The organism is Sphingomonas hylomeconis, from assembly GCF_025370105.1.
Lineage (GTDB): Bacteria > Pseudomonadota > Alphaproteobacteria > Sphingomonadales > Sphingomonadaceae > Sphingomonas > Sphingomonas hylomeconis.
In genome coordinates this window covers 1-22,117 of the sequence record NZ_JANQBK010000003.1, presented here as the reverse complement: position 1 = coordinate 22,117, position 22,117 = coordinate 1, and the positions used below count along the sequence as shown (strand labels likewise).

Here is a 22,117-nt window from a genome sequence, read left to right as displayed (position 1 = left end):
ACCTTCAACGTGATGCCAGCGCCTGACGCGCCGAACGGGCTTCGATCTTGGCGGCGAGCGTGCCATCCCATTTGTACGGATCTGCGCGGAAGCTGACCTGACCGGCATTGTTGGCGAACGCGGTCCAGTACAGCAGATATACAGCCACCGGGTCGGCGACCTTGGCGCGCACCGTCTTGCCGGCGGTCACCGTCGAGTCGATCGTCGCGGCGGGCCAATCGGGTGTCGTCTTGAGCAGCAATTTGGCAAGATCGGCCGGCTTTTCGAGACGCACGCAGCCATGGCTGGACAGGCGATCGAACCGCGCAAACCCGGCCTGGGCCGGCGTATCATGCAGGTAGACCGAGAAATTGTTGTCGAAATCGAACTTGAACTTGCCCAGCGCGCTGTTCTCCGACGATTGCTGCAGCCGCTTGCCGCCATCGCCGGTGTCGATCACGCGAAAGCCGTTGCGCTTGAGATAGCCGGGCTTGGCCTTCTCCTTGGGCCACAATTCGCGATTGGCGATCGACGACGGCACGTTCCAGGGCGGATTGAGCACGATGCTGTGAATCTGCGAGACCAGCATCGGCGTCTCGTCGCCCGGGCGGCCGGTGACCGCCTTCATCGACATGACCGGCGCGTCGCCCTGGAACACGGTAAGCACCGCGGCGGCGATGTTGACCTGCACGCGGTTCTTCTCGATGTCCGCCGGCAGCCAGCGCCAGCGCTCCATATTGGCCATGATCTGGCGCACCCGCTCCGCAACCGGCACGTTGAGCGCGGCGATCGTCTGCGCGCCCGCGCTGCCGACCGGATTGAGCCCGTAGCGGCGCTGCGCGCGGCGCACCGCCTCGACCAGGGCGGCATCGTAGCGGTCCCCGCTCCCATCCAACGCCGAATCCTCGATCGCGAGGCGCTGGCGCAACGCCGCGACGCGCGCGCCGCTGGCGCCAAGCTTGAGTTCCGGCCCGGTCGCCTGCGCCTTCCAGCCGCCCGCGGCGGCAAGCGCGCGATAGCGTGCCAGCCCGGCGACCAGCGTGTCATAGCCAGCATAAGGCGGCGGCAGCGATGCGACCCAGGCAGAAAGCCGATCGCGCCGCACGGCATCGGCAAAGCCGGGCAGCGGATCATATTGCTGCGGCCGGATGCCCCATTCGGGCTGGAAGTCGCTCGTCGCGAGCCGCCCGGCATGCACCGCCCGAGCGTGATCGAGCGCGGCACCGACCAGCGCCTCGCGATCCAGCGACACCGCGTGCGGCGCGGCGTCCTCGCGCAGCCCCTGCGCCACGGCATCGCGATCGATCAGCTCCGCCAGTTGGCGCGCCTGCGCGTCGCTCAATTCGGTGCGCGGCATCGCCGGCACCGGCGGGGCCGCCGGCTGCACCGGCGCGGCCTGCTGCGCGGCAAGTGGCGTGGTTGCCAGCAGCGCGCCGATCGTCGCCGCGCGCACGAGGCCCGCCGCCGACCGGACAGGGAGGGAATTGCTGTTCAAACGCATCGTCATACTATCCTGTGCCCGGCGCAAACGCGGCCCTGCGCCCGCCATACCCGCCCAGCATGAACGGGTCATGGGGCAATCGGTCCCGCACATGGTAAAATATCCTGGCTGTTACGCCAACCGCTTGGCAGCCCGGACGCACCGCGCCACAAGATACGGCATGTTCTCCCTGCTCCTCATGCTCGCCGCGCAGGCCGCCGCCCCCGCCCAGGGCGCCTCGCCCCCCGCCCCGACGCCATTGGCCGCCGCCGTGCCGCAGCCGCCCGCCGCGCGACGCTGGCCGACGCGGGAGGCAGATGTCACGATCCCGGCGTTCCGTTTCGCCTCGGGCGAGACGCTCGCGCAGTTGCGGCTGCATTACACGATGCTCGGCCAGCCGCACCGCAATGCCAAGGGCGAGATCGACAACGCGGTGATGGTGCTGCACGGAACCGGGGGCAGCGGCCAGCAGTTCCTCGTGCCGCAGTTCGCCGACGAACTGTACGGCCCGGGACAGCCGCTCGACATCAGCCGCTACTGGATCATCCTGCCTGACGGGATCGGCCATGGCCGGTCGTCCAAACCGTCCGATGGCCTGCGCATGAAATTCCCGCGCTACGATTACGCCGACATGGTCGAGGCGCAATATCGCCTGTTGCACGATGTGTTGGGCATCCGCCGCATGCGGCTGATCATGGGCACGTCGATGGGCTGCATGCACGGGCTGATGTGGGGCGAGACGCATCCCGATTTCGCGCGCGCGCTGATGCCGCTGGCGTGCGAACCGGTGCCGATCGCCGGGCTCAACCGGATGTGGCGGCAATTGCTGATCGACGGGATCAAGGCCGATCCGGCCTGGGCCGGCGGCAATTACGTCGTCCAGCCACTGCAGGGCCTGCGCACGGCGCAGACCGCCCTGTTCATTGCCGGCGCCGCGCCGCTCAACCTGCAGGCGCTCTATCCCACCCGCGACGCCGCCGCGGCCTTCGCACAGGAGCGGGTCGCCAAGGCCCTGCCCCTGATCGATGCAAACGACCTGATCTACCAGGTTGATGCGTCGCGCAGCTATGATCCTTCGGCAAAGCTTGGCGCGATCACCGCGCCGCTCGTCTGGATCAATTCGGCGGACGATTTCATCAATCCGCGCAACCTCGATTATCCGGCGCAGGCCGTGCGGCAGATGAAGAATGCGCGGTTCCGACTGATACCTGAAACCGCCGACACGCACGGGCATGGCACGCACACCTGGGCGATCAACTGGAAGGCGGATCTTGCCGATCTGCTGGAGCGCACAACGACGCCGGCGCAGTAGCGCCCCGCTGCTCCGTCGGCAATCGGCGGCGAAATCGACCGGCACTTCATCTGTGCAGCATCATTCACGTTGACCTGGAAGCGCTATCACGGTTCAATCGTGGCAGCGGCAGTTCGATCAAGAATAAGCACCAAGCCGCATTCAGGAGATAAGGGATGCGGATCGGTACATTGGCAGCAGCATCGTTGTTAGCGCTCCCACCAATCGCCACGCCGGCGGTCGCACGCAATCCTGGCGCCGGCCGGCTGGTAGCAAACGATCCGGCGCTGCGCCTGGCCCGCATGATCGTCGCGCGGATGACGCTCGAGGAAAAACTGCCGCAACTGCTCAACGTCGCGCCGGCGATCCCGCGGCTGGGCGTGCCGGCCTATAATTGGTGGACCGAATCGCTGCACGGTGCGCTCGGGCCGCGCGCGACGACCAATTTTCCCGAACCGATCGGGCTTGCCGCGACGTTCGACGCGCCGATCGTGCAGCAGGTCGCGGGCGCGATCAGCACGGAGGTGCGCGGACTGCACACGCTGGCGCGCGCGACCGGTCGCACCGGGCGGATCGGCACCGGGCTCGATACCTGGTCCCCCAACATCAACATCTTCCGCGATCCGCGCTGGGGACGCGGCCAGGAAACCTATGGCGAGGATCCGTTCCTCACCGCGACGATGGGCGTCGCCTTCGTCCGCGGCATGCAGGGCCCCAATCCCGATCGCCCGCAGGTCATCGCAAGCCCCAAGCATTTCGCCGTGCACAGCGGGCCGGAAAGCACACGGCATCACGCCAATGTGTTCGTCACGCCGCACGATCTGGAGGATACCTATCTCCCCGCCTTCCGCGCCGCGCTGGTCGACGGCCGCGCCGGATCCGTAATGTGCGCCTATAACCGGATCGACGGCCAGCCGGCTTGTGCCAGTGATCTGCTGCTGAAGGATCATCTGCGCGGCGCCTGGGGCTTCACGGGCTATGTCGTGTCCGATTGCGACGCGGTCAGGGATATTGCCGACAATCACAAATATGCCCCCGATGCCGCCGCCGCGGTCGCCGCCGCGCTGCGCGCGGGCGTCGATAGCGAATGCAATACCGAGACGATGGTCGATACCGCCGGGCTGGAAGACCGCTATCGCGCGGCGCTGCAGCGCGGCCTGCTGACCGAGGCGGATATCGATCGAAGCCTCGTCCGCCTGTTCGCCGCGCGGTACCGCAACGGCGATCTGCCCGGCCTGGCCGGCGCGCCGGTGGCGATCCCGACCAGCGCGATCGGCGCGCCCGAGCATCGCCGGATCGCGCTCGCCGCGGCGGAACGCTCGATGGTGCTGCTCAAGAACGATGGCGTGCTGCCGCTCCGGCCCGGCGTGAAGCTGGCGGTGATCGGGCCGCTCGGCGATGCCACGCGCGTGCTGCGCGGCAATTATTCCTCGCCGCTGTCGGGCCCGCCGGTGTCGGTCCTCGAGGGGTTGCGCACTGCCTTGGGCGCAGGCCAGGTCACGCTGGTGCCGTTCGGCGAATCGATCACCGATGGCGACCGCGTGCCGACCGCGGCACTGTTGACGCCCGACGGCCGGCCGGGCGTTCTGGCGCGCTACTTCAACACCGCGACGCCAATGCCGGCGCGCTTTGCGCCCGGCACGCGCGAGAAACAGATCGCAGCGGCGCAGTATCAACGCACGCCGGTCGTCACCCGGATCGAGCCCGATATCGGCGACCGCAACCTCGATCTGGCCGCAGTGAACGACGTGCACCGCGCCGAATGGACCGGCTTTCTGGTGCCGCCCGACACCGGCCGCTACCGCGTCGGCCTGACCGGCACCGGCGGCACGCTGACGCTGGACGGCAAGATCGTCTCCGATCGCCGCCAGGCGCGCTGGAACGACCTGCCCGGCATGACCACGCTGACGCTCGAGGCCGGCAAGCGCTATCCCATCCGCGCCGAAGGCCATGGTATCGATCTGGTGTGGAAGCGCGTGTCGGACGCGCCCTTCGCCGAGTTGCGCCGCGCCGCCGCGGCCGCCGATGTGCTGGTCGCGGTCGTCGGGCTCACCTCCGATCTCGAGGCCGAAGAAACCGCCGTCTCGGTGCCCGGCTTCGCCGGCGGCGACAAAACCACGCTCGATCTGCCCGCCGATCAGCTCGCCATGCTCGATCAGGCGCGCGCGCTCGGCAAGCCGATCGTGATGGTGGCGATGAACGGCAGCCCGATCAACCTCGCCTGGGCGAAGGACAATGCCGCCGCGGTGCTCGAGGCATGGTATCCGGGCGAGACCGGCGGCACTGCCGCGGCCAATATCCTGACCGGGCGGACCAACCCCTCGGGACGCTTGCCGCTCACTTTCTATCGCAGCGTCGCCGATCTGCCGCCGTTCGGCGATTATGCCATGGCCGGGCGGACCTACCGCTATTTCACCGGCATACCGGTCTATCCGTTCGGCCATGGCCTCAGCTACATGCGCTTCGGCTATACGATGCCGACCATCACCCCCCAGCGCGGCGGCGCCGAGAACGGCATCCGGGTGACGACGCGGATCACCAACCAGGGCGATCGGCCCGGCGAGGAGGTGGCGCAACTCTATCTGAACTTCCCCGACCGAGCAGGCGTGCCGCGGATCGCGCTGCGTGGCTTCCGGCGCGTCGCCTTGCGCCCCGGCGAAACCCGTCTCGTCAATTTCGATCTATCGCCACGCGATCTGAGTTCGGTGACGCCCGATGGCGCGCGCTCGGTCGCCGCGGGCCGTTACCGGGTCAGCATCGGCAGCGGCCAGCCGGGCACCGGCGTGCCGAGCCAGACGGCCAGCTTTACCGCCGGCCAGTCGGCGGCCCTGCCCAAATAAGCCGTGCATGGACTGGCCTGCGCGCGCAATTGGCTGGCGCGGACCGTTGACCCGCTTGCCGACACCGGCCGGTCGAGCGCAACCAGAGGCGCGTGGCCCCGCTCCACGAGAGGTGCGGTTTGCAGCGGACGCGTGTTACGGCGGGATCAGGACAGCCACCGCCAGATGCCGGCGGGCCAGCCGGCAAGCGGGATATGCGCCCAGGTCGCGGCAAGCCAGATCAGGATCCCGCCGAGCAGCGCATGTGCGCCCAAACCCGACAATGTCGCGCGCCGCTGCAGGATCGCGACGAACGGCAGATAGCTTGTCCTGCGTTCCCAGGCGGGCCAGCCGTCGGGATCGAGCGCGGCCTTCTTGCGATCCTGCAACGCCGCGCCGACCAGCGCGAGCAGGATGATCGCGCCCGACAGGATCAGGTTCTTGGCGATCGGATAGATCAGGATGTGGGATGCGCCCCACATCGCGAACGACCACATCATCGGATGGCGGGTGATGGCAAGGACACCGTGGGGCTGCGCGGTGGCCGCCAGCGCGGCCGCGCCGGGCAGCGCCGGATTGCGGATGAACGAGCCCATCAGCAGGATCGACGCCAGCAGCATGACAGCCGTGGAAACCGCCCAAAGGCCGTCCCCCACGCCCCATAAGGGCGGCGTGACCGGCGCGGCCCGGTAGGCCCAGATCGTCGCGCCCAACGTGACCAACGCCACGGCAGAATAGAGCGCGCTGAAAGCCGTGTCTCCGACCAGCTTGATCAGCGGCTGGCGCAGCGGATGCGACAACAGAAAATGCGTCGCGACAAAGGCCGTCGCCCCGGCGAGCACCCCTTCAGCCCCGTTCATCGAATTTTCCCGTTGCGACTGCCCCCCCTATGGCGGACAGCGTTGCGCCGGGTCAGTATGACGACGAACAGTGCCGACTCAAAGCAATTTAGCCGCCGCGATAGTATGCGCCGGCTCTCCGGACCGCTCGGACCAAGTTACAAACAATTTCTGCTTTAGGCCGGCCCGCTCGGCCTACATCATTATTGGCCGACCATATTTTGACACTGTACTCTTCGCTATTGTTGGGGACGTACTGGATCACCTTATTACGAATAGTGCGGCCTACAACTCAGCGAAGGCCGGAAGCAACGTTGCTTCGATCCGCGCCCGTGCGCGATCTCGCGCTTCGATTATCGTCGCGCTGGTCGCCGCTCGGTCCGCCAATAGCGCGGCCAATTGCCTTTCTACCGCGACATCCCAACCCGCCGTGGCGGTCTCCACGACTTCGACCTCCAGCCCGAGATGACGAAAAAAGCCATTCATCTTGAACGTGCTCGGTTCCAGCGGCACCACGGGAACCCCGCTCGTCAGCGCAAGTACGCCGGTGTGCAAACGGCTGGTGATGACGGCGTCGAACGACGCCAACATGGTTGCATAATCGATATAGCCGAGATCGCCTCTTGCCACCCGAGCCTTTGTCACCCCGGCGAAACGCTCATATAAAGGCCCGTCGGTCATCATCTCGTTGGATACGAGCGTGACGCTGTATCCGGATGCCTCGAGACGCTGCAGCAGCGCTTCCCATACCGGAACCTGCCGCAATTTCTCGGCGTGTAAGGCGTTGATGGATACGGCAAGCGCCATCGGCTCGCGCTCCGCAATCGGGGCGGATGTCAGAATGGCGGCGTCTGGCAACACGATCGCTGCCTTCTTCCCGCCTACAGCAACATAATGGAGCCGACTTTGATCGTCGCGAAATTCCAGCAGGTCGGCGTGATCCAAAACGTACGTAGCGATCTTCTGAAGAACGGCGTTTTCAATTTCGAACGATGGGTTTACCAGTGCCGTTTTGCAGCCCAGTCGCTGGGCGACACGAACCTCGATGAGATAGGCTAATGCCACGTCCAGCGAGGATCCGCTAAACTCCCCCGCCGGGTTGACCACGACTAAATCCATCTGCCGAAAAAGTGCGATGCGTCGCGCATATCCCTTCGCGGCTATTCCCAGTGCTCTGTGTACGCGCCCGGCGCGCGTCAACCGGGTAACGAATTTCCGCGATGCCGGCTGGGAGACGATCGCATCGATGACGGATTTATGATGCAACGGCGAAGGCTTGGCATCCAGCGGAAGCGCAAGCGCGGCATCGACGAGACGCTCAAAGCCGTCGATCGGGGCGGCGGGATCGACGTCGGAAATCCCGAACTGCCCAAGATAGGCGGCCCCGCGCTCGATCATGCCGACCTGACCTTGCGGAAAGGCTTTGCGCAGCAGTTCGTACCACGCCATCGACAAGCATTGATTGCCCTGGTTCCCCGTGCGGACCCTGGTAATCAACAAGACATTGTTTATCTGCTTCGGCCTCAACAAGACTTTCCTTCGAGCGTTCTAAGTGAGCCGCGGACCGAATGCCTCGCAGCATTTGCCTTGCCCCATTTGATGAGAGAGCCTGCGGTTGAGCGCGGCCGGTCGTCTGACCCGCTACGCCTGCCGAACCGCATTATTGTCGGCGATCCGTGGCAAACGGTCAGCAAGAACGTGGCCACCATTCAATAGAACGGTTCGTCTGCTTTCGGTTCTCCTACGGACCACCCCGCGATAGATCGCCACATCGGCACGCCGCAGCCGGCGCAAACAGACACAAAGGCGCCCTTCGCGCGCTTTACTCGGTCCCGATCACGCTGGTGGCGGCCCCTTCCGCAATTGAATTTCTGTAGAAAGCCCACGCCAATCTCCGAATACTGGTTACGGGGCCGCTTTATAGTAAGCGTCAAATCTCTGATAACTGTAGTTTTTTACAAGAATGCGATGGATGAGCTTCACCGCGCCTGCACAGCCTAGCCGCCCGCAGTGAGTCGGCGATGAGACTGGGATCGGCAGTTGCTGCCCTTCTCCTTTTCGGGGGCATCAACTCACCTGTGTCTTGAACGTGCGACTATTCCCCTGCGCGCCAGTGTTGCCGCAGCGACCGCCTCGCCCGTTGGCCATGAGAGAATCGCGTACGACACTGTGCCGCTGCCAGGGTAGCAAACGCGCCGAGGCCGCTCGTGCAGCATGCATGCAAGCACGCTACGGCGGTACGCTAGGATCAAGGGTGCCGCTGTCGTTTCAAACGCATTCGGCCGCCTACGCTGCGGAACGACAGTTGTTGGTCGCGGTGCGGCTGGTCGTGGCACCCTGCGTCCAAACGACGTCCAGGGTCCTCATGTCGCTGCCGATGCGCGCAATCCGCGCCGCATAATAAACCCCATCGGTCCATTTACAGGAAAGGACGGATCCCGCTCTGCAACTGAACGGCCGCAGGCATTCTTATTGACCGCACTGATAGTACCGTCAGGCACCGTCCGCGCCGACGAGCAATCCGGCCGTTATCCGCGTGCCGTCGGCGAATGCGATATCGTGCCGGCCCTCCCCCACTGCGCGAACGGCGCCCCCAAAACGGACGATGGTTCATCTTGCGGCTGTGCCGGTGATTGGGCGACGCCGTGTTGCGGCTTCCGGGCAGGACGGATCATCGCTGTCGTGGTTCAGCCCAGGCAGGCGAGCAACGAGCCCGCGCTCGCCCCCGCCGACAGCGACCTGCAATGGTCACGGCAATAGACTCGAGAACCGCAAGCGATGGGTCGCCGGATTGGTGACAAGCTGGCGCTGAAACGCCCGGCGCAGGTTCTGTTCGTCGCCATGGCCGGTGCTTTGCGCGATGCTCTTCAGCGGCAGATCGGTTTCCTCGAGCGCGCGGCAGGCTGCTTCGATCCGCATCAGCTCGACGGTCTTGGCCGGTGTGCGCCCGACCTTCGAGGCATAGGCCCGCGCGAAGGTGCGCGGCGCCAACCCTGCGCGCACCGCCAGTTGCCCGACCGACAGGTCCGCCGCGAGGTTCGCCGCCATCCAGGCATGGAGCTCGATAAATGCCTGGTCCTTCGTCTGCGCCGCGAGCGGCACGCTGAACTGCGACTGGCCGCCCGCGCGCTTCACGAAAACGACCATCTGCCGCGCAGCGTCGATCGCAACGCGGGGACCGTAATCCTCCTCAATCAGCGCCAGCGTCAGATCGATGCCCGAACTGACGCCCGCGGACGTCCAGAGATTGCCATCCCGGACGAAGATGCTGTGGGCATCGACGTCCAGCCCGGGATGGCGCGTCTTCAACCGATCGAGCCAGGCCCAGTGCGTCGCCACCCGCCGCCCCTCCAACTGTCCCGCCGCCGCCAGCAGAAACGCGCCGGTGCAGACCGAGCACAATCGACGCACCGTCTCTGCGCGTTCCGCAATGAAGTCGCGCAGCGCAGGCGGCACCGCAAAATCCTCCCCGACGCAGCCCCCCGGGACGATCAGCGTGTCGATCGTGATATCGGCCAGCGCCGCCGTCGCCACGGTCACGACCGGCAGGCCGGCACTGGTGACGATCGCGCCCCCCTCACCCGAGGCGACGATCGTCTCGTAGCGACACGGTGCCCCCGGAGCGACATCGCGGTTCGCCGTGGTCAGCGCCTGTAACGGCCCGGCCAGATCGAGCAGGTTCATGCCATCATAGGCCAGCAGCACGACACGGAGAGGTGCCTGTGGCTGGGGAACGGGGATCGCGTCTTCAGCCATGGTAACCGGGATACTCCAAGTCGAGCGCGACGCCAAAAGCGGTCTGCTTGCCGTACAGCCGCGCGATTTCCGCAAGCACCCGGTCGAGCGTCGCCGCAGACTTTCCCGTTGCAAGCGCGACGATGCGATCGACCGCCTTCGGATCGGTACGATCGGGCAGCAGCGTCAATCCGTGCCGCGTCAGGATCGGGGCGGTGCTGCCGCCAAGCGCAAAGGCCTTGGCGCGGCCGGTCCGGCTATAGGCGTCGGCCGTCAGCGCGACGGTGATCTCGTCCGCTCCCGGCGCGACCGCAACGCCAATCGCCGTCGCCTTGTGGAGCCAGCCATTGAGATATTGCGTCGTCGCAAAGGCCCGCAGGTTGCGTCCGAACCTGGGCGCGAAGCGGTGGCTGTCATGCGCCGGGCTCCAGTCGGGCGCGCCGACCTGCGCAGCGACGATGGCCGCGCGCTCATGGCCCGCGATCGCCTCGACCAGCGCGAGCGAGGTCGGGATGGCGGCGCTGATGCCTGCGCTGGACACGATACGCCCGTCTGCGACGTAGCGGCGATCGGCGATCCAGTTGACCTGCGGGTAATGCTTGCGGCGATAGTCGGCGGTTGCCCAGTGCGCGGTGGCGCGATGCCCGTCGAGCACCCCGCTCTGGGCCAGCACGAGCGCGCCGTCGCAGATGCTGACCAGGGTGCCGCCCTTTGCCGCCTGTTGCTTGATCCAGGTAAGCAGCGTGGGATCATTGCGTTTCACCACGGCCGGCACCACGACGTAATCGGTGAGTTCGGTGCCGCTGTTGACGCCGACGATGGCGATGATCGGGCGCTGTCGCCCGAAGCGGGCCCGATATGGCGCAATCGGCTCGCTGGCAGTGGGTGCCACCGGTGCGACGTGCTGGTTGGGCGGCGATTGCGCCGAGCGACCGGCCGCGACTGATCCGCACCCGACGACAAGACTTGCCGCAGCGAGTAGAAGGACTCGATTTCTGGTAGTTGAGAAGCGAAACATGATGCCATCCGATCAAAGGGGGTGGCGCCTTCCTGTGCCGTAATGCCTTCTGCCCAAAGGACGACATTCCGCCATTTCCTGCCAGACCGGCGGTTGCCTTCCGCGATGCGGTCAAAGAGGTCGCCGGCGATCAGCAATGATATGGTGCCCATCCCGGTGTCTGCGGAAAATTCGCTAAATACCTGGGCGAAAGCCAAAGAAACGGCGGGATTTTCGGCATACCTCTAAGCGGCAGCGCCGCAGCGGAGACGCCCCTAAGGTAGCCATTCAGACTTGTTGAAGAGCCCACGACAAGCGGACTTTGTTCATCCCAGTGTTCCACCGATCTTAATAACCGGTCGACGCGGCGTAAATCGAACCTCGCGGTGGACTGCAGATGTTGCAGCCACCTTACTGCTACTGCGACATCGCCATTGCGAACTATTTGGTTTGAGGCATTGCCATCAGAGTGACGAACGGTTGGGCACGGACCTACAAATGGTATTTCGAGCGCGCAAACCATGTACGAAATCATATACCGCCGGCACCAGACAGTCGGGAGCCGCGAACAACAGGAAATGAGGTGCCCCGATCACCTTGACCTGTGCCACGCTGCTGCGGTTCTGGAGTAAGGCAATCTGTGCAGCAGCACCCTCGATCGGCGTCTTCGGATCAAGCGTGCCTTGCAGGACGATGATTGGCGGCATTCGCGCCGGAAGCCGGCCAAAGGAATCGTCACGCTTGTAGAGCGGTAGGCCTGGTTGGGTCAGCAGGCCCGGCAACGGGCTGGCGAAGAGGAACTCGCGCTCCTCGCGCTGCACGACGGCATCGGTCAGCTCCGGACGCGAATTGCTTTCGGACCCGCTGATCAGCCCGACCAGTGGGATCGACGAGCTCGATTGCGGATAGGAAAGCAATTTGCTCCCGATCTGCTTCAAACGCCGTTTCGCCTCTGCCAACGATGCGACCTTGCCTTTACGCAGATCCGCCAGGATCACGGGGATGCGCGCCCGTACCTCGGGCACATCCAGCATCGCACCAAACAGGTATTTCGGGTGGTCGCCCAGTACCTCTCGCAGCTTGGGATTTGCGATCACATCGCGCATGGCGGCGCTGGCCGACCCGCCCAATGCGGCCCGGCAGGACGGTTTGCGGTCGCAGGACGCAAGCACCCGGCGGCCTACCGCATCAACTACAGCGGAGCGGTGACTGAGATCCCAGTGCGGGTCCACTTCGGGCGGAACAAGCGAATCGAGAATCACACCATCGAGCCGGCTTGGCGGCGCGATCGTCAGAGTCCTTAGCACCAACTGGGTGCCGTAAGACACGCCGTACAAGAACGTGGGGCCGCCTTGCGCGAAGCCGTCAATGAGCGCCTGAAGATCGTGGGCGGCGTTGCTGGTCGAGAAAGCCCGCGTGCGGTCGGCGTCGGCGTGGAGCGTCTTAAAGCAGCTTCCCCATTCCGCGCCGGACAGCGCGGTTCCCGCAGTGCTGCCGACCGCTTCTTCGGCCTCACATAGCCGTGTTGAAAAACCAGTGCCGCGATGATCCGGGATCATCAGATCATAGCCGGGCGCGGCGGCGCGTAACGACGCCAGAAAAGGGTAGAACGATGCCCCGGACTCGCCCGGCCCGCCAGCGACCAGCCAGAGTTGCCCCTTCGAGTGCGACGCGGCCGGAAACTTGCGCACAAACAGTGATAGCTGGCGGTCATCTTGCTGCCGGTGATCCAGCGGCACCGTTATGCGTGCGCACAGCGACGGCGCCAGCTCCGGCCGCTCCTTGGCGTCCGGGCAAGCAGCGAAGATCGGTGCGCTAATAGCTAGCGACGTCGCTTGCGGCGGAGCCGACCAGCTCCCCAAGCCTACTAGAATGAACGAGAAAATACGACGCAACTGGATTCCCCCGACAGCACCCGCCATACGGCAGTAACACACCCCGCGATCGTTGCAACTGCCCGGGAAGCCGACCTTTGACCGCTCGCTTGTTTGTTGCGCCAAGCGTGACGTTTCCGAAAAGCCCATAAAAGCGCTGGACGCATTGCAATGGTTGAAAGGCCCGATTCGGGACGCTTTGGCATCGCGCACGCTACACAGTAGTGACTGCTCATTCAGGTAGAGTGTGCCGCTGCAAGAAATCTGGCAGGTCCACAGGCCTAAATAGGCCATAGAAAAAGTTAACTAAGCGCCGCCAAATAAACGCGCGAAGTTCGAGCCCTTTTGAAATAGAATCTTTAAAATAGATAATCGCCGTCGGCACTATTGCCAGCAGTTGCGTTAATCAACGCCATATTAAGTCAATATTTCGTTTTGTAAAAATCGATAATCCTATTTTATAGATGATAACTTTTATTTCAAAAGAACAACTGAAAACAAGAAAACTTATAATATTTTTACAAAATAGCGTTTCTGGCTAGACGCCCTTTCCCTAACTCATGTTAAATATGCCGATAACCTTACGATGGGAAGCATGGCCCGTTTTTAACCGCGTGAGCGGTGGAAAGCAGCGGGTCACCTTGGGATGATTGAATGCGCCACCTATGGGCTACCTTGGACGACCAGGTAGACGTCTCGGTTGAGAATGCGCCCTGTATCGGTGCGGCGGCCGCCATCGCCGCGGTGGCGGCGACCTGGGCGGTGCGCGAAGTCGCGGAAATGCATCTGCCATTCCTTTTCTGCGTCGCCGCGGTCGTTCTCGCCGCAATGCTGTATGGTTTCGCCGCCGCCGCGATCGCGACAGTCCTGTCGCTGATCGGCACCGTCGCCTTGGCGGCAGGCGAGCACCCGTTGGTCAACACCCGGAATGTGACCCTCATTGCGTTGATTTGCCTGTGCCTGGGAGCGTGCGGCGAAACCATCCGGCGTCTGCGCGCGCAGGTGCTGGTCGCACTGCGCAACGCCGCGCGGCGCGAACGCGTGTTGGAGCTGTTCTTTGGCGAATCGCCTGCAGTCACGCTGGTGATCGACGAATCCGAGCAGATCGTTGCAGCAAGCGAGGCGACGTACAGGCTGATGGGCCTCTCTCACCGCGATGTGATCGGCAAGACCGTCAAACGCTATCTTGGCGAGAACAACGTCGGTGCCGAAAAAAAGACGGTAATGCTGGAGGATGGGCGGATCTTGCACCTCCGCACCACCACGGTACCAATGGAGATCGCCGAACGCCGGTTTGCCATCATCTACGTCCGTGACGAGACCGCGATGGTGCAGGCGTCGGAGGAACTTGCCATGGTCCAGCGTGAGCTGCACCAGATTGCGCGCGCGACTTCACTTGGCCAGCTTGGATCGTCGATAGCGCACGAGCTAAACCAGCCGTTGGCGTTCGTCGCCAATTACGTTGGGGCCGCGCGCGCAATGCTCGACCGCCCGCAGCCGGATGTGGTCAAGGCCAAGGCCGCGATCGACGATGCACTCGCGCAGGTGTTTCGTGCGTCGTCAGTGCTGAAGAATCTGCGGGGTTTCGCGGCGCGACGATCGCCCGCGCGACACTGGATCGACGCGCGTGACGCGCTAGGCGAGGCGATACGGCTAGGCAGCTTCTCCGCGCTGGAGGCGCGCGCGACACTCAAGCTCGACTTGGCCGATGAGCTTGGCGAGGTGCTGATCGATCAGGTTCAGTTCCAGCAGGTTGTGCTGAACCTTATCACCAATGCCGCCGATGCCGTGCGAGCGCGTGACGATCGCCGCATCGCGGTGCGCGCTTGGGTCGACTATCGCAAGATGCTGCGCATTTCGATCGAAGACAGCGGCGACGGCGTGCCCGATCACCTCGCTGATCTGGCATTTGCGCCGTTCCAGTCGACTAAGTCGAACGGCGTAGGCATCGGGCTGGCGATCTGCCGGACCATCGTCGAGGCACATGGGGGGAGCATCTCACACGATCGGGACACGTCGCTCGGCGGGGCGCGGTTCGTGTTTTCAGTAAAGCGACGCAGCACGGGAGGATAAACATGGCGGAGGAACGCCCGGTCTATATCATCGACGACGAACCGGAGATGTGCCGGTCCCTTGCGTTGCTGCTGGCGACCGGCGGGGTTCCCGCGCAGACATTCGGGTGCGCCGACCTGTTCCTGGACATGATCGATCATTTGCCGCCGGGCGTGGTTATTTGCGATGTGCGGATGCCGGGCACGTCAGGGATCGAACTGTTGCGCGCGCTGGCGGCGCGGGGGCGCGTCGATCCGGTCGTCGTCATTGCCGGCCATGCCGATGTCGCGCTCGCCGTCGAGGCTATGCGGGCAGGTGCACTGGACTTCCTCGAAAAGCCCTTCGACACCGCGACGATCATGGGCGCGGTCGCTGCGGGGCGGCGGCAGGTCGACGAAGCCGCACGCCCGGCGAGCCGCCTTGATACGCTGTCACGGCGCGAGCGCCAGGTGTTCGACCTGATCGTTGCCGGCCAGACCAGCAAGGAAGCCGCGCGTCACCTGTCGATCAGCCCGCGGACGGTAGAAACCTATCGCACCAAATTACTGCAAAAAACCGGCGCTGCCGGCACTGCGCAACTGATCCGGCTGGGCATCGAGGCAAGGATGCACGGCGGCCTGCATACCGAGGTGCCGATCAGACCAGAGACCGGCGCGCCTTTGGCCAAAGCGCTTGCTGGCGCCGACGTATCGCCCCCCACCCGCAACGATTGACGTGGACGTCGGGGGTAAGGCGGATCGCTCAATACCGCACCTCATTCGCATAGAGCTTCAAGGTCAATGCATAGACGAGCCCGGTAGGGGGCAGCCGCAGTGACGCCTGGCACCGGCTATTGTGGCCGGTCAGATCGCGTAGCAGTCGCATGCCGAAACCCGCAGGGCCGGGCGACGTCACGGCCGGGCCACCCGTCTCGCGCCAGTGAAGGTGCAGTTCTGCGCCACCGCTATTGTCGCCCGCGCTCGCGACCCAGCGTAGATCAACCCGGCCGCCGACTGCGCTGAGCGCGCCGTGGCGCACCGAATTAGCGGTTAGTTCGTGGAGCACGATGGTCAGCAGGTGCGCCCAGCGCGCGACGACCGACACCTCGCCGCCCGTCCGCGCGATTCGCGGCGCCATCGGATTGTCGAGCCGGGTCGTGACGCGTTCGGCGATCCGGGGCAGTGAACAGAAATCGCCCTTCACCTCGCACCCGATGCGCGCGACCGCGTCGAGACTGCGGACGCGGTCGAGGAACGCGACCACTTCGGGATGTCCCTTCAGCCCGTTGAACGACTGCTGGGCGAGCGCGAGGACCAGCGAAATCAGATTGCGCGCGCGATGCTCCGCCTCACTAAGCGTCATCCGCGCCAGCGCATCCGCTTCCATATCGTCATCCAAAGCGGCGTCGCGCGGGTCATCGATCGCCATGATTCCGTTCCTCCCTGCTGACACACGTCGCGGGCGAACGGCTGTTCCCAACGCGCGCTGACCGTGCCGCCTATGCCCTGTGCTGCGGCGCCGACCGCCTTGACCGCAACTCCGTAAGAGTCCGGACCCGCACGCCGGTTCCGATCCGTATTCGATCGGAATTTCCGGGAATCGTTACGGGGCGTACCCCTTGTCGACAGGAGGTGCGGGACGACACCGGGCACGAACGGTCCGGGCGGTGGAAGGGAAAACCGCCAGTCCGGTCCATCTCGCCCGCCCCTCCCCTTTCGTCGGATGCAGCGGCGGGCGCCTGCATTCGCGCCGGCCGGTCATCCGGTCCGGGCAACCGACATGCACCGCCGGGATCCGGGCAATGCCACCCCCGGACACCCGCACGACACCGGCCGCCCGGCAGATTCCCTGCCGGGCGTATGACCCCGCCTGTCCGGCGGACAACAGGAGACGTTGCGATGAAGACTATGATCCTTGGCTCGTTCTCGGCACTCGCTCTGGCCGCGGCTTCGCCCGCGATGGCGCAAGTCACGGGGGATTCCGAAAGCTACACGCTCAACCTGGCGGGCACCGTCGCCAGCAACTGCGAACTGATCCCCGAAGGATCGGGCACCAGCAACGTCGACATGTTGAACACGGGCAACCAGGGTGCGTTGACCATCGCCTATTCGTGCAACTCACCCTACACGGTGTCGCTCACCTCGCTGAACGGCGGCATGCGCCATGCCGAGAGCGCCGGCGCGGTCGTCATCGACTATGACGTCGAGGCGCAGGGCTTCTTCGGCACCAACCAGACGACGACCAACTCGGCGACGATGGCTGGCACGCCGGTTGTCATCGTCACCAACACCAACTGGCAGAACATCCTGACCAATGGCGGCCTGCGGACCGGCAACCTCGACCTGTCGTTCGATTCGATCGGCGAATATGCGGTCGCGGGCACCTATTCCGACCAGCTGACCATCACGCTCGCCGCCAATCTCTGATCGCCCCCCCAGAGATTTCGCGGCGTGACCGGGAGGGGGCACCCTCCCGGTCATCCCTCTTCATTCGATCCAGACCCCGGGGGGCAACCCATGTCAAAAAGGATTTTTCTGGCGATGGCCTGCACCGGCCTGCTGACCGGCGGCCTCGGCGGTTCCGCCACCGCCTACGACCTCAAGCCGATGGTCATCCAGATCAAGGCGAGCGGTGCCGGATCGGCGGCGACCGCGATTATTACCAATACCCATCCGGTCCCCATCGCGATCGAGATCCGCGCTTACAAGCGCGAGCAGCAGAGCGACGGCACGGAGCGGCTGACGCCTGAGGACAGCGACATCATCCTGACGCCGCCGCAGATGGTGATCGCACCCAAGGCCAGCCAGAGTTTCAAGATCCAGTGGGTCGGCGATCCGAAGCCGTACCGCGAGCTGGCCTATCGCATCGTCACCGATCAGTTGCCGATCCAGTTGAGCAAGACGTCGCGCAACGATCGCACCGCCGACATCACGATGAAATACCGCTACGAAATGGCGCTGTATGTCCAGCCCGAGGGGATGAAGCCCGCCGCCGACATTGTGTCGGTCGAACCCGCGGCCGGACCGGAGGGTCGTCGCCAACTGGCGGTACGCGTCCGGTCGAGCGGGGGCATGCGCGCGGTACTCGACAAGCCGGTTCTGCAGCTGCGCGGGGCCGACAACCGCCCGATCACGCTCGAGGGCGATGCGGTCAAGGAACTGATCGGCCTCAACATCCTGCCGGGCGTCGAGCGTGTGGTGCGCATCGCCGCCCCCGATGGCCTGCCCGCCGGAAAGCTGACCGGGAGCCTCTCCACCGAATATATCGTCCTGCGATGATGGGCGCTCGGTCGCGCCTGGCGTCGACCGTGTTCCTGGCATTGGCCTGCAGCCCGGCGCTGTGCATCGCACAGACCGCCGCGGCACCCGCGCTCGCGTCTGCAGACGCGATGCAGGGCGGCGCGGGGCGGCAGATCGGCGAAGCGCCGCCCGCTGTGACCCCGCCCGCCCCCGCGCAGGTCGCGCCGGGGCCGCCCGCGCCAGCGACGCCCGAACCCGACCCAGCCGCGCTGTCGCCCGACGAGCTGTTCCGCCGCATGTTCGGCAAGGAGCGCCCGGCGATCATCGCGGGCCGGTACGGCGTGATCGTCGACGGGATGAACGCAGGCGAAGCGATGATCGACCCGTCGCCCGGCGGATGGATCGATGGCGCGGTCCTGCGCCGCATCGTCGGCGGCATCCTGTTGCCCGATGCCGCGCGCACGTTCGGGGCCGCGGCAGCGGGCGAGCGCGTGTCGTTCGCCGCCTTGCGCGGGATCGGGTTTACGACCGAATTCGACGCCGGCCAGCTCGTCCTGATCCTGGGCATCCCGATGGCGATGCGAACGCCGCGCATCCTGCCACTCAATCCGCCGCGCGTCGCATCGAGCGTCGCCTATGCCGAACAGGCGGACGTGTCGGCCTATGTCTCGGTGCGCGGCGGTCTCGACGTGGTCGAGCGGGCGGTCGCCGAGCGCGGCGTATCGCGCGTCGCCGCCGACATGGATGTCGGCGTGAACGTGCAGGGCGTCGTGGCGCAGGCACGGCTGCGTTACGACGCCGATGCGCGCCGTCCGCTGTCGCGCGGCGACGTCCGCATGACCTATGACGATATCGACAAATTGCTCAGGTGGGAGCTCGGCGACCTGTCGGTCGCGCGCCGCCCGTATCAGGTTGCGCCGCGCATCGCCGGCGTCAGCGCCTACCGCGAATATCGCATCGACCCCTATCTCGATTTCCGCGCATCGGGCGAACGCGGGTTCGAACTGCAATCGTCCGCGCAGGTCGAGGTGCTGGTCAACGGCGCGCCGGTGCGCAGCTTTCCGCTGGCGGCGGGCCGCTACACGCTGCGCGATCTGCCGCTGGTGACGTCGGCGACCAACGACATCGAGATCCGCATCACCGAGGCGAACGGACGGCGGGAGGTGATCGCCTTTCCCGCGTTTGCCGGTATCGATTTGCTCGATCCGGGCCGCGACGAATTCGCGATCAATGCCGGCATCCCCTATCGCGACCGCGACGGCGTGCGGCGCTACGACACCAGCGACTTCAACATCATGGGGTTCTACCGCCGCGGCCTGTCGCAGACGCTGACGCTGGGCGCGTCGGTCGAGCTCGATACGCGGCTCGCGCTGGTTGGGGGCGAGGTTGCCTGGGCGTCACCGCTCGGCACGCTCGACGTCAATGCAGCGACCGATGTGCGGCGCTTGGGGCCGGGATCGTCGCGGCTCGCGCTGCAATATGCCTGGCGCGATGCCGATGTGCTGCGCGGGCGCGCTATCGATGCGCAATTGATCCTGACGGGACGGGATTTCCGCACCTTGGACGATTTGTTCGGCGGCCAGCCCTCGTCGCTGTTCGCACAGGTCCGGATGGGCCAAGCGTTTTCGGACGATTTTCGTGTCCAGATCGGTGGCAGCTACGAACGCGTTCGCGATCCCCGCCCCGGACAGCGCTGGTCGATCGGCGGCACACTGACCCACCAGTTCGGCCCAGTATCGGCCAGTGCCTCGCTCGACTGGCAACGCGACCTCGACCGCAGCGGCGCGATCGCCCGCGTGTCGGTGTTCGTGCCGCTGGGACGCGGCACGCTGTCGGCCAACTACACCTCGCGCGATACCGCGATGCGCGCCGAATATAGCGAGATTGCAGCCGCCGGTGTCGGTGCGTTCGGCTACACGGTCGGCGCGGAGCGGCGCGACGGCAGCGACCGGCAGTTCGCGCGCGCGACCTATATCGGCAACCGGTTCGAGGCCGCACTCGGCCAGACGCGCACCAACGTGAACGGGCGTGACGACATCCGTACCGGCGTGGCGTTCGGCACCGCGCTGGTCATGGCGGACGGGGCGTTCGCGCTGTCCCGCCCGATCAGCAACAGCTTCGCCATTGTCGAGAATGCCGGCAACGTCGCCACCCGGCTGGCGATCGAGCCGCGCAGTGGGCTGGGTGGGACCAACGTGCGCTATAGTGCGTTCGCAGGAACGCTCGGCCCCGGCGTCGTTCCCGACCTGCCCCCCTATTACGAACGCCCGATCGAGGTCGTGGCGATCGACGCGCCCGCCGGATCAGGGGTCGGCGGCGATGTTTTCATGCTGCGCCCTGGGTTTCGCAGCGGATACCGATTGAAGGTCGGCGCGGGCCAGGGGGCGGTTTCCGCCCTCGGCATGCTGGTCGATCGCACTGGCGCACCGTTGGGGCTGATCAGCGGCGAGGTGCGCAAGGCCGACGCCCCTGCCGATGCGGTTCCCGCTATCCTGTTCACCAATGCCGCCGGACGCTTCTTCGTCGAGGGGTTGGAGGCGGGCGGCACCTATGAGGCGATCGTCACCGTGGCAGGCCGACCGGTGCGTTTCACGTTGCAGGTGCCGGACGGGGTGCAGGGCATCTGGCGTCCAGCCGCGGCGATCCCCCTTGATGTCGAGGTGAACGATGCAAAGAAATAGCCCGGCCGCGGCCAAGATCGCGTCGCTGTTCGCGGCTCTGCTGGTGGTCGTGCCCGCGGCTGCGAAGAGCGCAGACGACACCGCCGCAAGACCATGTCAGATCGACGTTGACAGCAGCGGCGAGGTCGCGTGGCGCGGACTATACGGGCGCGGCTACGAGGCCAGCTCGCCGCCGACATCGGAACCGGTGCTGCTGACGCTCCGTCATACGGGACAGGCGTGCCGCTGGTTCATCGTCGTTCAGGGCGTCGAAGCGGGCTTGCGCGGTGCGGGCGACACGCTCGCCTATGACATCCTCGACGCGCCGGCGGGGCGGTCGATCGCCGCACGCGATCCGCTGGGGACGCTCGCAACGCGTCGGTCGGGCGCATTCGCCGCGGGCGAAGAGCAGGTCCAGTTGCCGCTGTTCGTCACCTTCGCGCCGGGCCAGCCGGTCGCGGGCGGCAGCTATACGGGTCAGGCGATCGTCAGTTTGTACCGCGACACGGGCGTTCCCGAACTGGTCCGCCAGGTCCCGCTGGTCGTATCGGCGCGGGTGCCTCCGGCCGTGTCGGTCAGCGCGCCCGCCTTTGCCACCGCGCGCACGACGACACTCGACCTCGGACGGCTGGAGAATGGCGCTTCGGTCACGGTCGACTTCACGGTCACCGCAAACGTCGGCGTGACCGTAACCCTGTCGTCGCAGGGGCGTGGACGGCTGATCCATGAAACCGGGCTGACCGCCATCCCTTACAAGGTTACGCTCGCCGGACGCCTCACCGACCTGTCTACCACATCGGCAACTCTTCCGCTGAGGCGGTCAGCGACGTTCAGCGTCCTTCCGCTGACCGTTAATGTTCCCCAAGCGGAGGGCGCGGCGGCGGGACGCTACAGTGACACGATCACACTTACATTCAGCGCAGATTAGATGAGTATCAAAAGTGTAGATAATTCGATGTAGCTCGAAATATGGTATCTGACATTGCAAAGTAACCGCTCTATGAAATCGTAGGCATGTAGTCAGTAACGTGATTAACGTAATGCTCTACAATTTGGCGCGAAGAACGTCGCCGAAGTGCGGGAGGCGCTGGAGGAGCAGATAGCGGTCCGCGAGCGTTGCCGGCGTGAGCTGGCCGATCTGGCGGCAGAGCCGACGCTGGCCATGATGCCGAA

The 22,117-nt window shown here is 65.3% G+C and carries 15 protein-coding genes; 8 read left to right on the top strand and 7 right to left on the bottom strand.

The features are described 5' to 3' along the window. Positions 1-4: 4 nt before the first annotated feature. Positions 5-1,480 carry a L,D-transpeptidase family protein gene (locus tag NV401_RS03900; protein WP_261293089.1) on the bottom strand — a complete coding sequence of 492 codons (1,476 nt, stop codon included), beginning with the start codon at positions 1,478-1,480 and terminating at the stop codon, positions 5-7. A 160-nt stretch (positions 1,481-1,640) separates the two neighbouring features. Between NV401_RS03900 and NV401_RS03895 the strand changes: the two genes are divergently transcribed. Both NV401_RS03895 and NV401_RS03890 read left to right on the top strand, forming a co-directional pair. Then, positions 1,641-2,771 carry an alpha/beta fold hydrolase gene (locus NV401_RS03895; protein ID WP_261293088.1) on the top strand — a complete coding sequence of 377 codons (1,131 nt, stop codon included), beginning with the start codon at positions 1,641-1,643 and terminating at the stop codon, positions 2,769-2,771. A 155-nt stretch (positions 2,772-2,926) separates the two neighbouring features. Then, positions 2,927-5,590: a glycoside hydrolase family 3 C-terminal domain-containing protein gene (locus NV401_RS03890; protein WP_261293087.1), complete on the top strand. Its 2,664-nt coding sequence runs from the start codon at positions 2,927-2,929 to the stop codon at positions 5,588-5,590. 146 nt (positions 5,591-5,736) lie between these two features. On the opposite strand, the gene NV401_RS03885 is transcribed toward NV401_RS03890, so the two are convergent. The 5 genes from NV401_RS03885 to NV401_RS03865 all read right to left on the bottom strand — a co-directional run bounded on the left by NV401_RS03885 (position 5,737) and on the right by NV401_RS03865 (position 13,227). Further along, positions 5,737-6,429 carry an NnrU family protein gene (locus NV401_RS03885; protein ID WP_261293086.1) on the bottom strand — a complete coding sequence of 231 codons (693 nt, stop codon included), beginning with the start codon at positions 6,427-6,429 and terminating at the stop codon, positions 5,737-5,739. Positions 6,430-6,693: 264 nt separating this feature from the next. Beyond that, positions 6,694-7,857, bottom strand: coding sequence for a polysaccharide pyruvyl transferase family protein (locus NV401_RS03880; protein WP_261293085.1), 1,164 nt, complete (start codon positions 7,855-7,857; stop codon positions 6,694-6,696). Between the two features lie 1,299 nt (positions 7,858-9,156). After that, complete coding sequence (locus tag NV401_RS03875; protein ID WP_261293084.1) at positions 9,157-10,164, bottom strand: GlxA family transcriptional regulator; 1,008 nt, start codon at positions 10,162-10,164, stop codon at positions 9,157-9,159. Beyond that, positions 10,157-11,035 (bottom strand): DJ-1/PfpI family protein, encoded by an 879-nt coding sequence (locus NV401_RS03870; protein WP_261293083.1) that lies wholly within the window; start codon positions 11,033-11,035, stop codon positions 10,157-10,159. Before NV401_RS03870 ends, NV401_RS03875 begins: the two co-directional genes overlap by 8 nt. 569 nt (positions 11,036-11,604) lie before the next feature. Beyond that, positions 11,605-13,227: an alpha/beta hydrolase gene (locus tag NV401_RS03865; protein ID WP_261293082.1), complete on the bottom strand. Its 1,623-nt coding sequence runs from the start codon at positions 13,225-13,227 to the stop codon at positions 11,605-11,607. A gap of 462 nt (positions 13,228-13,689) precedes the next feature. Here NV401_RS03865 and NV401_RS03860 point away from each other — a divergent pair, with 462 nt between their 5' ends. Together NV401_RS03860 and NV401_RS03855 are read left to right on the top strand one after the other, a co-directional pair. Continuing rightward, positions 13,690-15,087: a sensor histidine kinase gene (locus NV401_RS03860; protein ID WP_261293081.1), complete on the top strand. Its 1,398-nt coding sequence runs from the start codon at positions 13,690-13,692 to the stop codon at positions 15,085-15,087. Between the two features lie 2 nt (positions 15,088-15,089). After that, positions 15,090-15,779: a response regulator transcription factor gene (locus tag NV401_RS03855; RefSeq protein WP_261293080.1), complete on the top strand. Its 690-nt coding sequence runs from the start codon at positions 15,090-15,092 to the stop codon at positions 15,777-15,779. Between the two features lie 28 nt (positions 15,780-15,807). Here the strand turns inward: NV401_RS03855 and NV401_RS03850 are convergent, their stop codons facing one another. Further along, positions 15,808-16,473, bottom strand: a complete 666-nt coding sequence (locus NV401_RS03850; RefSeq protein WP_261293079.1) for an HWE histidine kinase domain-containing protein — start codon at positions 16,471-16,473, stop codon at positions 15,808-15,810. A 470-nt stretch (positions 16,474-16,943) separates the two neighbouring features. On the opposite strand from NV401_RS03850, the gene NV401_RS03845 reads away from it, so the two are divergent. From NV401_RS03845 to NV401_RS03830, 4 genes are all read left to right on the top strand, one after another. Continuing rightward, positions 16,944-17,471 (top strand): hypothetical protein, encoded by a 528-nt coding sequence (locus NV401_RS03845; protein WP_261293078.1) that lies wholly within the window; start codon positions 16,944-16,946, stop codon positions 17,469-17,471. 90 nt (positions 17,472-17,561) lie between these two features. Continuing rightward, positions 17,562-18,323 (top strand): fimbria/pilus periplasmic chaperone, encoded by a 762-nt coding sequence (locus NV401_RS03840; protein ID WP_261293077.1) that lies wholly within the window; start codon positions 17,562-17,564, stop codon positions 18,321-18,323. Next, entirely contained in the window at positions 18,320-20,965 is a 2,646-nt protein-coding gene (locus NV401_RS03835) for a fimbria/pilus outer membrane usher protein (protein WP_261293076.1), read from the top strand. The genes NV401_RS03840 and NV401_RS03835 overlap by 4 nt, the downstream gene beginning before the upstream one ends. Further along, positions 20,952-21,872, top strand: a complete 921-nt coding sequence (locus NV401_RS03830) for a hypothetical protein (RefSeq protein WP_261293075.1) — start codon at positions 20,952-20,954, stop codon at positions 21,870-21,872. The genes NV401_RS03835 and NV401_RS03830 overlap by 14 nt, the downstream gene beginning before the upstream one ends. Positions 21,873-22,117 lie beyond the last annotated feature (245 nt).

Excerpts from the sequence above, each read along its gene's own strand:
- NV401_RS03895 (WP_261293088.1), top strand. The coding sequence starts at position 1,641 with ATGTTCTCCCTGCTCCTCATGCTCGCCGCGCAGGCCGCCGCCCCCGCC.
- NV401_RS03835 (WP_261293076.1), top strand. The coding sequence starts at position 18,320 with ATGATGGGCGCTCGGTCGCGCCTGGCGTCGACCGTGTTCCTGGCATTG.
- NV401_RS03830 (WP_261293075.1), top strand. The coding sequence starts at position 20,952 with ATGCAAAGAAATAGCCCGGCCGCGGCCAAGATCGCGTCGCTGTTCGCG.
- NV401_RS03850 (WP_261293079.1), bottom strand. The coding sequence starts at position 16,473 with ATGGCGATCGATGACCCGCGCGACGCCGCTTTGGATGACGATATGGAA.
- NV401_RS03840 (WP_261293077.1), top strand. The coding sequence starts at position 17,562 with ATGTCAAAAAGGATTTTTCTGGCGATGGCCTGCACCGGCCTGCTGACC.
- NV401_RS03885 (WP_261293086.1), bottom strand. The coding sequence starts at position 6,429 with ATGAACGGGGCTGAAGGGGTGCTCGCCGGGGCGACGGCCTTTGTCGCG.
- NV401_RS03845 (WP_261293078.1), top strand. The coding sequence starts at position 16,944 with ATGAAGACTATGATCCTTGGCTCGTTCTCGGCACTCGCTCTGGCCGCG.
- NV401_RS03880 (WP_261293085.1), bottom strand. The coding sequence starts at position 7,857 with ATGGCGTGGTACGAACTGCTGCGCAAAGCCTTTCCGCAAGGTCAGGTC.
- NV401_RS03890 (WP_261293087.1), top strand. The coding sequence starts at position 2,927 with ATGCGGATCGGTACATTGGCAGCAGCATCGTTGTTAGCGCTCCCACCA.
- NV401_RS03855 (WP_261293080.1), top strand. The coding sequence starts at position 15,090 with ATGGCGGAGGAACGCCCGGTCTATATCATCGACGACGAACCGGAGATG.
- NV401_RS03875 (WP_261293084.1), bottom strand. The coding sequence starts at position 10,164 with ATGGCTGAAGACGCGATCCCCGTTCCCCAGCCACAGGCACCTCTCCGT.
- NV401_RS03900 (WP_261293089.1), bottom strand. The coding sequence starts at position 1,480 with ATGCGTTTGAACAGCAATTCCCTCCCTGTCCGGTCGGCGGCGGGCCTC.